The sequence below is a fragment of the Streptomyces cynarae genome, from assembly GCF_025642135.1.
Taxonomy (GTDB): Bacteria; Actinomycetota; Actinomycetes; order Streptomycetales; family Streptomycetaceae; genus Streptomyces; species Streptomyces cynarae.
In genome coordinates this window covers 7436012-7450173 of the sequence record NZ_CP106793.1, presented here as the reverse complement: position 1 = coordinate 7450173, position 14162 = coordinate 7436012, and the positions used below count along the sequence as shown (strand labels likewise).

13 protein-coding genes and 2 pseudogenes are annotated in these 14162 nt (G+C 73.0%); 6 read left to right on the top strand and 9 right to left on the bottom strand.

The window, feature by feature from the left end:
• The first annotated feature begins 182 nt into the window (after positions 1-182).
• The 3 genes from N8I84_RS33615 (at position 183) to N8I84_RS33605 (ending at position 3908) form a co-directional block, all read left to right on the top strand.
• The gene (locus tag N8I84_RS33615) at positions 183-1541 is read left to right on the top strand and encodes an MFS transporter (RefSeq protein WP_263233222.1); all 1359 of its coding nucleotides are present in this window, start codon (positions 183-185) and stop codon (positions 1539-1541) included.
• 201 nt (positions 1542-1742) lie between these two features.
• On the top strand, positions 1743-2606 hold the full coding sequence (locus N8I84_RS33610) for a glycosyltransferase (RefSeq protein ID WP_263233220.1): 864 nt from the start codon (positions 1743-1745) through the stop codon (positions 2604-2606).
• Between the two features lie 162 nt (positions 2607-2768).
• Positions 2769-3908: a PP2C family protein-serine/threonine phosphatase gene (locus N8I84_RS33605; protein ID WP_263233219.1), complete on the top strand. Its 1140-nt coding sequence runs from the start codon at positions 2769-2771 to the stop codon at positions 3906-3908.
• Here the strand turns inward: N8I84_RS33605 and N8I84_RS33600 are convergent.
• Positions 3905-4513, bottom strand: a complete 609-nt coding sequence (locus N8I84_RS33600) for a TetR/AcrR family transcriptional regulator (protein ID WP_263233217.1) — start codon at positions 4511-4513, stop codon at positions 3905-3907. The genes N8I84_RS33605 and N8I84_RS33600 overlap by 4 nt on opposite strands.
• A 112-nt stretch (positions 4514-4625) precedes the next feature.
• On the opposite strand from N8I84_RS33600, the gene N8I84_RS33595 reads away from it, so the two are divergent.
• A complete protein-coding gene (locus N8I84_RS33595; protein ID WP_263233216.1) occupies positions 4626-5510 on the top strand; it encodes an NAD(P)-dependent oxidoreductase in 885 nt (294 codons plus the stop codon).
• Here the strand turns inward: N8I84_RS33595 and N8I84_RS33590 are convergent.
• Positions 5507-5956 carry a PPOX class F420-dependent oxidoreductase gene (locus tag N8I84_RS33590; RefSeq protein ID WP_263233214.1) on the bottom strand — a complete coding sequence of 150 codons (450 nt, stop codon included), beginning with the start codon at positions 5954-5956 and terminating at the stop codon, positions 5507-5509. The two genes, N8I84_RS33595 and N8I84_RS33590, sit on opposite strands and share 4 nt — an antisense overlap.
• A 274-nt stretch (positions 5957-6230) precedes the next feature.
• Here N8I84_RS33590 and N8I84_RS33585 point away from each other — a divergent pair, with 274 nt between their 5' ends.
• A complete protein-coding gene (locus N8I84_RS33585; RefSeq protein WP_263233213.1) occupies positions 6231-7487 on the top strand; it encodes a serine hydrolase domain-containing protein in 1257 nt (418 codons plus the stop codon).
• 56 nt (positions 7488-7543) lie between these two features.
• Here the strand turns inward: N8I84_RS33585 and N8I84_RS33580 are convergent, their stop codons facing one another.
• The 3 genes and pseudogenes from N8I84_RS33580 to ribA all read right to left on the bottom strand — a co-directional run bounded on the left by N8I84_RS33580 (position 7544) and on the right by ribA (position 9492).
• Positions 7544-8599 carry a saccharopine dehydrogenase gene (locus tag N8I84_RS33580; protein WP_263233212.1) on the bottom strand — a complete coding sequence of 352 codons (1056 nt, stop codon included), beginning with the start codon at positions 8597-8599 and terminating at the stop codon, positions 7544-7546.
• Positions 8596-8745 (bottom strand): annotated as a pseudogene (locus tag N8I84_RS33575) (sarcosine oxidase subunit beta); the annotation flags it as partial. The pseudogene N8I84_RS33575 and the gene N8I84_RS33580, both read right to left, overlap by 4 nt.
• 63 nt (positions 8746-8808) lie before the next feature.
• On the bottom strand, positions 8809-9492 hold the full coding sequence (gene ribA / locus N8I84_RS33570; protein ID WP_263233210.1) for a GTP cyclohydrolase II: 684 nt from the start codon (positions 9490-9492) through the stop codon (positions 8809-8811).
• Positions 9493-9547: 55 nt separating this feature from the next.
• Here ribA and N8I84_RS33565 point away from each other — a divergent pair, with 55 nt between their 5' ends.
• Positions 9548-10360: a creatininase family protein gene (locus N8I84_RS33565; RefSeq protein ID WP_313884310.1), complete on the top strand. Its 813-nt coding sequence runs from the start codon at positions 9548-9550 to the stop codon at positions 10358-10360.
• 263 nt (positions 10361-10623) lie between these two features.
• On the opposite strand, the pseudogene N8I84_RS42865 reads toward N8I84_RS33565, so the two are convergent.
• The 4 genes and pseudogenes from N8I84_RS42865 to N8I84_RS33545 form a co-directional block, all read right to left on the bottom strand.
• Positions 10624-11388: pseudogene (locus N8I84_RS42865) on the bottom strand (lysylphosphatidylglycerol synthase transmembrane domain-containing protein); the annotation flags it as partial.
• Positions 11389-11558: 170 nt separating this feature from the next.
• Positions 11559-12488, bottom strand: coding sequence for a class I SAM-dependent methyltransferase (locus N8I84_RS33555; RefSeq protein ID WP_263233208.1), 930 nt, complete (start codon positions 12486-12488; stop codon positions 11559-11561).
• Positions 12485-13696, bottom strand: a complete 1212-nt coding sequence (locus N8I84_RS33550; RefSeq protein WP_263233207.1) for a glycosyltransferase family 4 protein — start codon at positions 13694-13696, stop codon at positions 12485-12487. Before N8I84_RS33550 ends, N8I84_RS33555 begins: the two co-directional genes overlap by 4 nt.
• A complete protein-coding gene (locus N8I84_RS33545) occupies positions 13693-14091 on the bottom strand; it encodes a 6-pyruvoyl trahydropterin synthase family protein (RefSeq protein WP_263233206.1) in 399 nt (132 codons plus the stop codon). The genes N8I84_RS33550 and N8I84_RS33545 overlap by 4 nt, the downstream gene beginning before the upstream one ends.
• Between the last annotated feature and the right edge of the window lie 71 nt (positions 14092-14162).

The window sequence follows — 14162 nt, the reverse complement described above, 5'->3', positions numbered from 1 at the left end:
GCCGCACCGGCTGTCCGGGCGCGACCTCTTGACACCGGGGAAACGCGGGCGCAACATCCCACCCACCGCTACTAACTATCCAGTGGGTTAATTAGCCGAATCCGGCGCCTCTCCTCACCCGCTCACCCATCCGCTCACTCCACCCGTTCGTCTACGGTCGGAGTCCCTCGAAGGAGCCCGTCGTGTCCGTCCCCGCCCCGCCCGACGACGCCGCCGCCCCGCCCGGCCAGCCGAGGAAGGCCGCGACGGCCGCCTGGATCGGCAGCGCCCTGGAGTACTACGACTTCTTCATCTACGGCAGCGCGGCCGCGCTGATCTTCCCGAAGGTCTTCTTCGACGCCTCCGACCCGGCCACCGCGACCCTGCTGTCGCTGGCCACCTTCGGTGTCGCGTACGCGGCCCGTCCCCTCGGCGCGCTGTTCCTCGGCCACTACGGCGACCGGGTCGGCCGTAAGAAGATCATGGTGTTCACGCTGGTCCTGATGGGCCTGTCGACGTTCCTCATCGGCTGTCTGCCCACCCGCGCCGAGGTCGGCACCCTGGCCCCCGTCCTGCTGGTGCTGTGCCGCGTCCTCCAGGGGATCTCGGCGGCCGGCGAACAGGCGAGCGCCAGTTCCATGAGCCTGGAGCACGCGCCCCCGCACCGGCGCGGGTTCTTCACCAGCTTCACGCTCAGCGGCACCCAGGGCGGCCAGCTCATCGCCACGCTCGTCTTCCTGCCGGTCGCCGCGCTCCCGGAGAGGCAGTTGCTGTCCTGGGGCTGGCGCCTCCCGTTCTGGCTGAGCGTCGCCGTGGCCGTCGTCGGCTATGTCATCCGCCGCAGGCTCGCGGAGACACCGGCCTTCGCCCGGCAGGCCGGCGCCGAGGGGCCTGCCCGGCTGCCGCTGGCGGTGCTGCTGCGCGAGCACTGGGCGGACGTACTGCGGGTGATCGCGGGCGCCCTCATCGCCTCGGTGAGCACCATCTTCACGGTCTGGGCGCTGGCGTACGCGACGAGCGACGCGGTGGGCGTGTCCCGCTCCTCCATGCTGTGGGTGGGCGCGCTCGCCAATCTCGTCGCCCTTGCCGCGATCCCGCTGTGGGCGGCACTGTCCGACCGCATCGGCCGCCGCCCGGTGTACCTCATCGGTGCCGTGGGCAGCGCGGTGACGATGTTCCTCTACCTGTGGGCGATCTCCAGCGGCTCCTACCCGCTGATCCTGCTGACCGGGATCGTCGCCTTCGGTGTCGTCTACAGCGCCGCGAACGGCGTGTGGCCCTCCTTCTACGGTGAGATGTTCTCCACCCGGGTCCGGATGTCGGGCATGGCGATCGGCACACAGATCGGCTTCGCGGTCGCCGGGTTCGCGGTGACGTTCGCCGCCGAGATCGCCGGGCCGGACGGCACCGACTGGTCCTCGGTGGCCCTGTTCACCGCGGCCCTGTGCGTCCCGCCGGTCGTGGCCGCGCTCACCGCCCGCGAGACGCACAAGGTGCCGACGGAACGGCTCGGCGAGCGCCCGGCGGGCGAGGCAGCGAGCCGGGAGACGGTCACGGCCTGAGCCCCGCGCGTCCGAGTCCCCGACCGCGCCGGCGGTTCGGGGACTCGGACGCGCCACGCTCGCCGCTGCTGCGGCGAGCGCCCGCGCACCCACCGTGCCCCCGCGCCCGGACCGCCCCGGCCCGCGCACCGTGCGCCCGCCGTCCGAGTGGCCCGCACCCCGTGCGACCCGGCTGTCACCCGCGCACCCTAGCCTGGCCGCATGCCCCGTCGTCCGTCCCGTCGTCCCGTACATGCCCTCACCCTGGCCGCCTCCGTCCTCGCCGCCCGGGCGCGCCCGTCCGGGCCGTCGGCCGAGCCGTCCTCCGCACCCGTACCGGCACCGGCCGGGCGCCCGATCCGGCCCGTGCCCGGACGCGTGCTGCACCTGGTCACCGACGGACTGCCGCACCAGCGCACGGGCTACACCCTGCGCACCCAGGCGCTCGCCCGGGCGCAGTCGGAGGCGGGGCTCGATCCGCACGTGGTGACGCGCATCGGATTCCCGGTCACCCACGGTGTGTTCGACGCGCGGTCGCTCGATCTGCTGGACGGAGTGCCCCAGCACCGACTCCTGCCCCGGTGGCTGCCCCACGGCGACGGCCCGCTCCTCGCGCGCAACACCGAACTGGCGGCGCGGCTCGTCGAGCGACTGCGGCCCTCGGTGCTGCACGCGGCGAGCGACCACGGCAACGGCCGGGTGGCGCTGGCCCTGCGCGAGACCTACGGGCTGCCCGTGGTCTACGAGGTGCGCAGCCTACCGGCGGAACCCTGGCCGGCACGGACCCCCGGACGTTCGGGCGCCGACGAACCGCGCCCCACCCTGCACCCGTCGGAGACGTACTGCCTGCGCGAGGCCGACACCGTACTGGCTCCGAGCGAGGCGCTGAAGGCCGACATCGTCGCGCGCGGGGTGCCCGTGGGGCGGGTACGTGTCGTCCCGGACGTCGTTGATCCCGTCTTCCTTCAGCCCCCGTCCGACGGCAGCGCTCCGCGCGCCCGCTTCGGCATCGTCGCCCGCGACCGCACCTGGTCGCAGATCGCCGCCACGACCCGCGCGGTGTATCAGTCACTCGGATGCCTGTGAGAGGTCCGACTCGGTATCCGGCGTGCTCGCCCGGCCCGGCATAGAGCGCAGCCCCGATCTGTTGACACCGCTGAGGGATGTGGTGTCGGCGGCACCCTGATCCCCCACCGCGGCTCCCCCAGTGCCGTGCCCCCCACCATGCCGCCACCGTCCGGAGCAGGAATGAGCGCTGCGACCATCACTACATCCGCGACCAGGATCCTCCAGGTCTGGCGCCGGGCAGCGCCGCACCCGCTCTTCCTGGTCATCCCCCTGGTCTTGATCGTCTCCATCCCGGCGGCCGACGCGTTCCTGCCGCCGGACATCCATCTCGCCCATCTCCTGGTCGTCGCCACCGCGGTGACCGCCATCGGTGCCGGTCCACGGCCCACGGCGCTGATCGGCGCCCTCGCCGTCCTCGCGCTGATCGCCGCGGGGGCGGAGCGGCGGACCCTGATCACCGAGAGCGTGCTGGTCGAACTCGCTTCACTCGCCGTGCTCTCCGTCCTCCTGGTCGCCTTCACCCACCTGCGGGACCGGCACCATCGGGAACTCGTCAGAGCGCGCGCGGTCTCCGACACCGCTCAGCGCGTCGTCCTGCGCCCGCTCCCGGAGCGGGCCGGGCCGGTGTCCCTCGCCGCGGAGTACCACAGTGCCGAGGCCGACACCTACATGGGCGGCGATCTCTACGCCGCGGCCCGCACCACCGACTCCACCCGCCTGATCATGGGAGACGTGCGCGGCAAGGGCCTCGCGTCCATCAGCGACACGGCGATCGTGCTGGGTGCCTTCCGCGCCGCGGCCCACCGGCAGATGCCGCTGACGGAACTGGTCGCCTACGTCGAGGACGCCGTCCGCTGGGGCCTCGCGGAATTCTCGCAATGCGAGCCCGACGCCGCGGAACGCTTCGTGACCGCCGTCGTGCTCGACATCCCGGACGACGAGCCGGTGGTCCACATGATCAGCTGCGGCCATCCGCCGCCGCTGCTGTTGCGCCGGGCGACCGGGACCGCCACCGCGCTCCATGTGACCGAACCCGCCCCGCCGCTCGGCCTCGGAGCCATGTCCGACAGCACGTACACGGCGGCGACCTTCCCCTTCCACGAGGGGGACAGGATCCTCCTCTACACCGACGGCGTCACCGAGACCCGCGACGGCGAGGGCACGTTCTACCCGCTTGCCGAACGCGTCGTGCGGTGGAACGACCAGGCCCCCGGGCCGCTCCTGAGGGAGATCACCACCGACCTCCGGGCTTACGCGGGCGGCCTGCTCAACGACGACATGGCCATGATGCTCGTGCAGCGGGGCCCCGGGACTGCCTAGGGCCGCCCAGGGGTGCCGTCGTCGACGCTCGCGTCGAGCAGCGGTCCGAGTTCCCGCACCACGGTCGTCAGGGCCCGCTCGTCCCGTTCGGCGCGGGCGATCAGCAGGGCGCCCTCCAGGGCGCTGATCATGAGCGTCGCGAGCGGTTCCGCCCGGGCCGCCGGGACTCCCATGCCCGTCAGCGCCTCGGCGACCGGGCGCGTCCAGTGGGCGAACGCCGCCGCGGCCGCCGCGCGCGTGGAGTCGGTGGACTGTGCGCAGTCCACGGCCGCCGCGGCCACCGGACAGCCGCCCTCGAAGCCGGTTCTGGCGTATTCGTCCGTCCACTGCCGGACCATCTCGGCGAACAGCCCGCTCGGTGTCGGCTCGGCCATCGAGGCGAGGAAACGGGCGATCCGGTTGGCGGCGTACCGGCCGGCCCACTCCACCGCCTCGTTGACGAGCTGTTCCTTGCCGCCGGGGAAGTAGTGCTGGAGCGAGCCGCGCGGCGCCCGCGCGTGCGCGGCGACGTCGCGCATACCTGTCGCGGTGACCCCGTCGCGCCGGATCAGCTGGGCCGCGCTGAAGACCATCCGCTCGCGTGGCCCGCGGTCGGGCACCGCCATCGTGACCTCCGTCTCGACACTTCGGCACCCACCCTATGACCGGTGTCATAAAGCCCGCTACTATGACCGCTGTCATAACTCATGACGACGCCTCGCAGGGAGGGCGGTCCCCATGGACGTCGGTTTCATCGGTCTCGGGGTCATGGGTCAGCCGATGGCGCTCCGTCTGGCCTGGGCCGGCACCCCGCTCCTGGTCTGGAACCGCACGGCCGCCCGCACCGATCCGCTGCGTGCGACCGGCGCCGAGGTGGCGGCGGATCCCGCCGAGGTGTTCGCGCGGACGGACGTCGTGATCCTCATGCTGGCCGACGACCTCGCGATCGACGCCACCCTGGGCCGCGGCACCCCGCACTTCGCGACCCGCGTCGCCGGACGCATCGTGGTCCACATGGGCACGACGTCGCCCGGATACTCGCGCGCCCTCGAGGCCGATGTGCGTGCGGCGGGCGGGCGCTATGTCGAGGCACCGGTCTCCGGGTCCAGGGTGCCCGCGGAGAACGGGCATCTGGTGGCGATGCTGGCCGGGGACGAGTCCGCCGTGGAGGTCGTACGGCCGCTGCTGGCACCCCTGTGCCGGGAGACCTTCGTCTGCGGTGCCGCACCGAACGCCCTGCTGATGAAGCTCTCGGTCAACCTGTTCCTGATCACGCTGGTGACCGGGCTGTCGGAGGCGTACCACTTCGCGGACCGGCACGGTCTGGACCGGCGGCTCTTCCTCGACGTCCTGGACGCGGGCCCGATGGCCAGCGGGGTGTCCCGTATGAAGGCGCCGAAGCTGTACGCCCGCGACTTCACGGTGCAGGCGGCGGCCCACGACGTCCTGAAGAACAACCGGCTGATCGCCGAGGCCGCCCGCAAGGCGGGGGTCGCCTCCCCGCTGCTCGACGTCTGCCACGCCCTGTTCGAGGAGACCGTGACGCTGGGCCACGGCCACGAGGACATGGTGGCCGTCCTGCGCGCGATCGAGTCACGCACCGAGGACGCCCTCCACGGTTAGCCCAGGTTCGCCCCCTTGGGGATGCCGTACGCGCGTTCGACGCGCAGGCGCAGCACCAGGCGGCGGTCGCGGACCATGGCGGCGCGGTACTCGTCCCAGTCGGGATGCTCGCCCAGGACGTCACGGTAGAGCCGGATGAGCTCCTCGACCGTCGCGTCGTACGGGTCCTCCGCGACGGGTGAGAGCTCGGCGGTGCCCTCGACGACCGTGTACGCCCACCGGTCGGCGCTCGTGACGTGGTAGGAGGCCCTGGGGTCCCGGCGCAGATTGCGGGTCTTGGCGCGGTCGTCGGTGATGGAGACCCGGATGATCCGCTCGCCGGGGTCATAGGCGTGGCTGACATTCGACAGCTGGGGCCGACCGTCCCGCTTGAGGGTGACCAGCACCCCGCCGTGCCCTTCGGAGAGCAGCGCGAGCAGCGCGTTCTGTGTCCCGTCCTGAGTCATACCCGGGTCAACTGCCCGGGCCGAGCCGCGCATTCCCGAGTGGGCACTGTCCGCGCACGTCTGGTGGACACCCGCTGCGCCGGGGCAGCGCGGCGATCGGGGTGGCACCCGGCGTCAGCTGGGTATTGAGCAGTTACCTGCTGCAGGAGGGTGCTCGGCCCCGCCCCGGGGCGGACCGCTCCGCCAAGGTTGGATGGGCCCCGGTTCCGTGGCGGCGCATGAAAGGTTGGCCCCGGAAGCCCGGGACCGCACCGGGAAAGACCGGAGGAGAACGATGGGACACCTGCGACAGGAGGTCGAGCCGGAGGAGGTCGGACTCGACCCGAAGGCACTGGCCCGCCTCGACCAGCACTTCGCACACCAGGTGGACGACGGCCGGCTGCCCGGCTACCTGGTGGCCCTCTCCCGGCACGGCCGCATAGCCCACCTGACCACGTACGGACACCGGGACGTCGCCGAGCGGCTCGCGGTGGAGACCGACACCTTGTGGCGGATGTACTCGATGACCAAGCCGGTCACGTCCGTCGCCGCGCTGATCCTGATGGAGGAGGGCCGCTTCGGGCTGGACACGCCCGTCGCCGACTTCCTGCCGGCGTTCGCCGAGCCGCGGGTGTACGTCGACGGCACCGGCCCGGCCGTCCGGACCCGCCCCGCCCAGCGGCCCATCCTGGTCCGCCATCTGCTCACGCACACCGCCGGCCTGACGTTCGGCTTCTACCACTCGCATCCCGTGGACGCGCTGTACCGGGAGGCGGGCATCGACTCGTCCGTGGTGCCCGGCACGGACCTCGCCGAGACCTGCGAGGTGTACGCGCGGCTGCCGCTGCAGTTCGAGCCGGGCACGCAGTGGAACTACTCGGTGGCGACCAACGTCCTGGGCCGGCTGGTCGAGGTCGCCTCGGGCCAGGACCTGGACGCCTTCCTCGCCGAACGGGTCTTCGGGCCGCTGGGCATGGACGACGCGTGCCTGCACGTCACCGAGGACCGGGCACCGCGCCTCGCGGAGCTGTACGGCGAGACGGAGAGCGGCGGCATCACCCCGATCCCGGGTCTGCCGCTGCACGGACGGCCCCGTTTCCTCTCGGGCAGCGGCGGCATGGTGGCGTCGGCGTACGACTACCACCGCTTCATGGAGTTCCTGCGGCGCCGCGGCGAACTGGACGGCGTCCGGCTGCTGACCCCCGACACGGTCACCGCGATGACCTCCAACCACCTCCCGGGCGACGCCGATCTGCGGTCGTACGGCAGCCGGGTGCACCGCGAGCCCGGCAGGGCGGGCCTCGGTTTCGGCCTGGGCGTCTCCGTCGTCACCGACCCGGAACTCACCCGGTCCCCGGCGGTGCGGGGCGCGTTCGGCTGGAGCGGGGTGGCCACGACCACGTTCTGGGTGGATCCGCAGCACGACCTGACGGTCCAGTTCCTCACCCAGCTGCGGCCCACCGGCTCGCACACGGTGTACCCGGAGCTGAAGCAGCTCGTGCACGAGGCCCTGCCGGGAAGCGTCAGGTCCACGGCGAGGGCCGGCAGGTAGTCCGGCAGGCAGCGGCCCCGCCAGGCCTGCGCCGGGCCGGCCCGTACGTCGAGGACTCAGACCTCGCCCCGCCCCCCTCCCCCGGCACCGAATGCCCGGACCGCCGCGTCGAAGTGCTCCCGGCAGCGACCCCAGGCGCCGCCCACCTCGAATTCCAGCAGCAGCGGGGTGAGCGCGGCCGAGAAGTCGGTGCTGGACTCCAGGGGCAGCAGGGACGGGAGGTTGTCGATGGCGATCAGGTCGAGCACGGGGTGCTCGCGCAGCCGGCGTACCGGGTGGTCCCAGTCGGTCAGGGTGTCGTAGACCGGCAGGAGGTTCAGGGGCGAGCCGACGTCGGCCGTCACGTCGCACAGTGTGCGCAGCCGGCGTCCGGGGTCGTCGAGGTCCTTGTCCGTCAGGAAGGGCGGGACGGGCCGGGTCGTCAGCACGGTGTTGACCATCAGTTCGTGCGCGAGCAGGGTCTGACGGTCCAGGTTCCGGGTCTCGGCCAGATCCCAGCACGTGGGGTCGGCGCCCGCGACACCGAGCGCGACCCGGGCGCCGCGCCCGCTGCGGCCGAGGGCGCCGATCACGAGCGCCCGCACCTCGCCCGAGGCGGCGCGCAGTTGTTCGTCCAGCTCCTCCTTGGACGTCGGCCGCAACGGCGCGGTCAACCGGCCCTGGTGCTGGAGCAGGGCGAGGGCGGCGCCCAGGTATCCGGCCCAGTAGCCGAACGCGACGAGCCGCCGCCCGTCCTCGTCCACCAGGTACTCCAGGTCCAGCAGGGCGCCACCGCCGGCGACGAACCGGCGCAACAGGGCCTCGGCACCCGGCTGCCCCTTGAAGGCGTGCCCGAAGAACAGGTGACGGTGGACCAACGCGGCAGGCTCATCGGGCAGTTCCTTCAGGCCGGCGATCAGCGCCTCGGGCGGCGCCGACACCCAGGAGCCCGGGTCGGCGACATGGCAGCCCACCTGCTCGTACGCCTCGGCCGGGAACACCCGCTGCGGGGAGTCCTCGACCGTCACGGTCACGCCGCTCTCGACCAGGCGCCGGGCGTCGGACGGCACGATCGGTGTGCGCCGCTCGGTGGTACGGGACTCGTGGCGGAGCCACAGGTGGAGTGCGGTCATACGCGGTTGACCTCCGGGCGCGGGGCGTCGGCGGCGAAGCGTCCGACGCTCACGGGGCTGACGTCGACGAAGGGTACGCGCCCCGGGAGGAGATCCCTCAGGATCTCGCCGACGGCGGGTCCCGGCGGGAGGCCGTGGCCGCCGCGGTCGGTGGACCGACGGGAGCGGGCTGCGCGGCGGCGGCGCCGGACGGCCGCCGCGCGGGCCGCTCACGAGGACTGCACCGCCGCGTCCAGGTGCGGCAGGTAGTGGTCGAGCCGCTCCCGCTTGGTGCGCAGGTAGGTGATGTTGTTCTCGCACGGCGGTATCAGCAGCGACACCTGCTCGTCGACCTTGATGCCGTGCCGCAGCAGCGCCTCGCGCTTGCGCGGGTTGTTGGAGAGCAGGCGCACGGACCGTACGCCGAGGTCGTGCAGAATCTCCGCGGCGACCCGGTAGTCCCGGGCGTCCACCGGCAGACCGAGGGCGAGGTTGGCCTCGACGGTGTCCAGGCCCTCCGACTGGAGCTTCATCGCGCGCAGTTTGGCCAGCAGACCGATGCCGCGGCCCTCGTGGCCGCGCAGGTAGACGACGATGCCGCGGCCCTCTGCCACGACCTGCCTGAGGGCGGTGGAGAGCTGGGGCCCGCACTCGCAGTGCGTGGACCCGAAGGCGTCCCCGGTCAGGCACTCGGAATGCAGGCGGACGAGCATGCCCTCTTCCTCGATGTCGCCGTACACCAGCGCCACTTGTTCGTCGCCGCGGTCGTGGTCGAGGTAGCCGACGGCCTGGAAATCACCGTACTTGGTGGGCAGGGGCGCATTCACGACTCGGGTGACCCCGGTGGGCACGTTCGCGATCCGGGTGACTCCCGAGGGGGCATTCCCGCCGGGCACGCCGTCAATGTCTGTCATGATCTGATTCCTATCTGGTAAGCGCAGGCGGTACGAGACGAAAGGCCGTGAAGTGATGAGCGGTTCGGGAACTGCGGACACTGCCGGGGGCCACACCGCGGGTGTGCTGCCGTCGGACACCTCGCGGGACGTGCGGGAGCGGGCGGAGGGCCCGCACCGTCAGGTGGCCGTCCTTCCCGTGGGCAGTTTCGAACAGCACGGTCCGTACCTTCCGTTGGCGACCGACACGCTGGTCGCCTGCGCGATCGCCCGCGAGCTGGCCGCCGCGTATCCGGTTCACCTCCTTCCTCCGGTGACGATCTCCTGCTCGCACGAGCACGCGGCGTGGCCGGGAACGGTGAGCATCTCCTCCGTCACTCTCCATGCGGTGGTACGGGACATCGCCGCGTCGCTCGAACGCTCGGGCGTTCAGGCCCTGGTCCTGGTCAACGGTCACGGCGGCAATTACGTCCTCGGCAATGTCGTCCAGGAGGGCAATGCCGTCCGGGATTCCTCGGGCAGCGGTGTGCGGATGGCGCTTTTCCCGGCCCCGGAGGACTGGGAGGCGGCCCGGGAACGGGCCGGGGTGCGTACCTCGCTGCTCAGCGACATGCATGCCGGGGAAATCGAGACCTCCATTCTTCTGCACTGTCATCCCGAATTGGTCAGGCCTGGTTACGAGACCACGGATTTCATCGCCGACGACCGGCGGCATCTGCTCACCCTCGGTATGTCGGCCTATACGGAGTCCGGTGTCATCGGGCGTCCTTCGCTGGCTTCCGCGGACAAGGGGAAGCAGTTGCTCGCGACGCTCGCGGAGTCCTTCGAGCCGTATTTCTCCCTGGTCGGGTCGGACGGCGACGAGGGCGGTGCGACACATCGGCGGTGACCCCGCGTCAGGAAGCGCGCGGAGGCGGAGCGGGCGCGGCGGGTGTGCGGACGGGGGGCGCGGAGCGCGTGGGGGGTACGCTCCGCGCCCGGTACGGGGGGCCGGGAGGGTGCAGCGGGGGCCTGGTCCTCCTCGGCGGCGTTCTCCGTCGCGGTGCGCGGGTGCCGCAGACCCGTGTACCAGCGGGCGAGGAGGACGAGCAGGCCGGGCAGGCTCGCCACGAAGCTGAGGACGCCGTAGACGACCGCGACGCCCAGCCCGGTGTCCGCGCCGAGGCCCGCCGCGCCGAAGGCCCAGGCGGTGACGCCCTCCCGGGGGCCGAAGCCGCCGATGTTCAGCGGCAGGCCCATCGCGATCAGCGCGAGCAGGGCCAGGGGCAGCAGCGTGACCGGGGAGGCGTGCGATCCGGCGACCCGTGCGGCCACCAGGAACATCAGGAGGTGCCCGGCGAGCACGACGACGGACGACAGCAGGACGGAGGGCCAACTCCCCCGCGCCAGCAGGGCGGTGCGCGCCTCGGTGAGCGCGGCGCCGAGAGCCCGGCGCCGGCGGGAGGGGCGGAGGGTGCGGCCCATGCGGACGGCCACGACGATGGCGAGCGCTCCGAGCGTGGCGAGCGCCGTCAGGCCGGCCAGGTGACGGGCCTGGGTGAGCACCGGCGAGGGCAGCGTGAGCAGGACCGGTACGCCCACCGCCACCAGGGCGACCTGGCCGGCGGTGCGTTCCAGGACCACGGCGCGGACGCCGCGGCCGACGTCACCGGCGCTCTGCCCGTGCCGCACCGCGCGGTGCACGTCGCCGAGGACGCCGCCGGGGAGCGCCGCGTTGAGGAACAGGGCGCGGTAGTAGTCGGCGACGGCGGCGCCGAACGGCAGCCTCATGCCGAGCGCGTGGGCGACGCGGCACCAGCGCCAGGCGCTGAACACGGTGGTCAGCGCGCCGATCCCGAGCCCGGCGAGAAGGGTCGGCACATCGATCCGCCGCAGCCCGTCGAGCAGCACCCCGGTCCCGAGCCGCCACAGCAGCATGCCGAGGATGAGCGCCCCGGCGACGGTCCCGAAGTGGGTGCGCAGGGCGCGCAGGACCCGGCGGCGCGGGGGTGCCCCGGTGTGGGCGGCGACCGCCACAGGGACGGTTTCCGTCACGGGCACGCGCACCTCCTCCGCCGCCGTCGCCAAGGCCGCCGTACGCGTCGTCATCACGCGCCTCCCGTCGGGCGGGGCAGGACCAGTACGTCGCTGTGGTGGACCGTCACGCGCAGATCGCCCGCCGCGCAGGCGGCCAGGCGGTCCCGCAGATACGTCTCTGCGCGGGGCGCGAGGTCGGGGCGCTGCTCCACGGCCGCACCGACCCAGCCGCGCAGCCACTCCTGCGTCAACTCCCGCTGCCCGGCGCCCAGTCGCCAGGGGCTCGGATGGACCCGTACGCTCGCGCCGAGCCGGTCGAAGGCCTCGCAGGCCGCGCTCACCGCGTCGGGGCCGAGGAGGTCACCGCGCCGCTGGTGGGCGTTGAACGCCTCGCCGATCTCCCGGTCCAGGGGGTGCTCGGGCGCCAGTTCCACGCGGCCCACGACGGACAGCGTCAGCAGCGCCGGGCAGCCCGCGCCCACGCAGGCCCGGGCGAGCGTGTCGATCTCCTCGGCCGTGAGCACGTCCAGCAGCGCGGACGCGGTCACCAGCGACGCCCCGGTCAGCGCGTCCGGGGTGAGCCGTCCGATGTCGCCGCGCTGGGTGGTGACCGTCACCGGGCTGCCGTCGGCCGCCGCTCGGGGCGCCCCCACGGAGGCGAAGTGCAGCAGGTAGGGGTCCCGGTCGTGCAGCACCCAGTGCTGGGCGCCGTCGAGCAGCGGGGCGAGCCAGCGGCCCATGGAACCGGTGCCGCAGCCCAGGTCGTGCACGATCAGCTCGGTGCCGTGCCGGGGCCGGTTCGCGAGGCGGATCCGCAGCGGGTCGAGCAGTTCGTGCGCCCGCGCCTGCGCGTCGGCGGGCTCCCGCAGCCTCAGCCACTGCGGGGCGTACCGCGGCACCTCGGTCTCGCCGCCGCCGGGCGCGGGGATCGCAGGGAGCACCCCGGGCCCCGGTTCCGCGGACGTCTCGGACCCCGCCCCCGATGTCGTACCCGTGCTCATGCCGCCCTCCGAGGATCGTGCAGCCGGCCCAGCACACCCGCCAGGCTGCGTGCCGTGGTCGCCCAACCGTCCAGTGCCGCCCGGCGGCCGCGCGCGGCGGCCTTGAGCCGGCGCCGTACGTCCGCCTCGCCGAACCAGCCGCGCAGCTCGGCGGCGATCGCGGCGGGATCCTCCGGCGGGACGAGGATGCCGGGCACCCCGCCGTCCGGCGCGCGCCCCACCGCCTCGGGCAGGCCGCCGACATCGGTGGCGAGGACCGGGATGCCGCGCGCGAGGGCCTCGGTGACGGCCATGCCGTACGTCTCGGCGTACGAGGTGAGGACCATGAGGTCGGCGGAGGCGTAGCTCGCCTCGAGTTCGGCGCCGGACCGCGGTCCTGCCAGGTGCAGCCGGTCGGCCAGGCCGTGTTCGTCGATGAGGGCGCGCAGCCGCTCCACGTACTCCGGGTCGTGGCCGAGCCCGCCGACGCACACGCAGGTCCACGGCAGGTCCTTCACCGCGGCGAGGGCCTCGATGAGCCGGTGCTGCCCCTTGCGGGGGGTCACGGCGGCGACGCACAGCAGCCGGGAGACGCCGTCGGTGCCGGGAGCGAGGGGCGCGATGTCGGCGCCGGGGGCTGCGACATGGACCCGCTCGGGGGCGAGACCGTGGTGGGAGACGAGCCGGCGCACGGCCCAGTCGCTGGTGGCGATCACGGCGGGCACGGCCCGCAGGGTGGCGCGCTCCTTGGCGTCCAGTTCGGCCGCGGCCTGGGGGTCGAGACCGGTCTCGTCGCCGAGCGGCAGGTGCACCAGGACGGCGAGGCGGAGGCGTTCGGCCTCGGGTACGACGATGTCGGGGACGCCGCAGGCGACGAGGCCGTCCAGCAGGACGATCGTGCCGTCCGGCAGGTCCCGCAGGGTACGGGCGAGTTCCGCCCTCGCCTGCACCCCGGGCCGGGGCCAGGAGCCCTCGACCAGGTGCCTTTCCACCTGCCAGCCGAAGCCGGGCAGGTCCAGGCAGACCCGGCGGTCGTAGGCGTTGCCGCCACTGGGGGTTGCCGGGTCGTCGACGCCGCCCGGCATCACGAAGTGCACGGTGCGCAGGGACATGGGGATGATGTCGGCGTTCCTGAGGGCCGTGTTCTGCACGGGCACATAGCCGAGACGGGGCTGGGCCGGCTGCCCGGCGGTGTGCGGGGACGCGTGGCCGATGGTCGTGTCGGTCACAGGGCACGCTCGTAACTCGCCCAGGCGATGTGCGACTCGTGCAGCGTGACGGTGATGCCGGCGACGCCGCGGGCGTTCTCGCCCAGGGCGCCCTTGTGGATCCGTTCGGCGAGGCGGTCGGCGATCACCTTGGCCAGGTACTCCGTCGAGGTGTTGATGTTCGCGAAGTCCGGTTCGTTGTCGAGGTTGCGGTAGTTGAGCTCGCTCACCACCGCGCCCAGCTCCTGCGTGGCCAGTCCGATGTCGACGACGATGTTGTCGTCGTCCAGCTCGGCGCGGCGGAAGGTGGCGTCCACGAGGAACGTCGCTCCGTGCAGGCGCTGCGCGGGTCCGAAGACCTCGCCGCGGAAGCTGTGGGCGATCATCAGGTGATCGCGGACGGTGATGCTGAACAACGGACGACCCTCCAGGTGCGGTGCGTCTGGTCCCCTTCCGGGGTATGCCGTGTAGTACGGCTGACCCCTCC

Coding starts and splice junctions, on each gene's coding strand:
- N8I84_RS33610 (WP_263233220.1), top strand. CDS start 1,743: ATGCCCCGTCGTCCGTCCCGTCGTCCCGTACATGCCCTCACCCTGGCC.
- N8I84_RS33605 (WP_263233219.1), top strand. CDS start 2,769: ATGAGCGCTGCGACCATCACTACATCCGCGACCAGGATCCTCCAGGTC.
- N8I84_RS33600 (WP_263233217.1), bottom strand. CDS start 4,513: ATGGCGGTGCCCGACCGCGGGCCACGCGAGCGGATGGTCTTCAGCGCG.
- N8I84_RS33595 (WP_263233216.1), top strand. CDS start 4,626: ATGGACGTCGGTTTCATCGGTCTCGGGGTCATGGGTCAGCCGATGGCG.
- N8I84_RS33590 (WP_263233214.1), bottom strand. CDS start 5,956: ATGACTCAGGACGGGACACAGAACGCGCTGCTCGCGCTGCTCTCCGAA.
- N8I84_RS33585 (WP_263233213.1), top strand. CDS start 6,231: ATGGGACACCTGCGACAGGAGGTCGAGCCGGAGGAGGTCGGACTCGAC.
- N8I84_RS33580 (WP_263233212.1), bottom strand. CDS start 8,599: ATGACCGCACTCCACCTGTGGCTCCGCCACGAGTCCCGTACCACCGAG.
- ribA (WP_263233210.1), bottom strand. CDS start 9,492: ATGACAGACATTGACGGCGTGCCCGGCGGGAATGCCCCCTCGGGAGTC.
- N8I84_RS33565 (WP_313884310.1), top strand. CDS start 9,548: ATGAGCGGTTCGGGAACTGCGGACACTGCCGGGGGCCACACCGCGGGT.
- N8I84_RS33555 (WP_263233208.1), bottom strand. CDS start 12,488: ATGAGCACGGGTACGACATCGGGGGCGGGGTCCGAGACGTCCGCGGAA.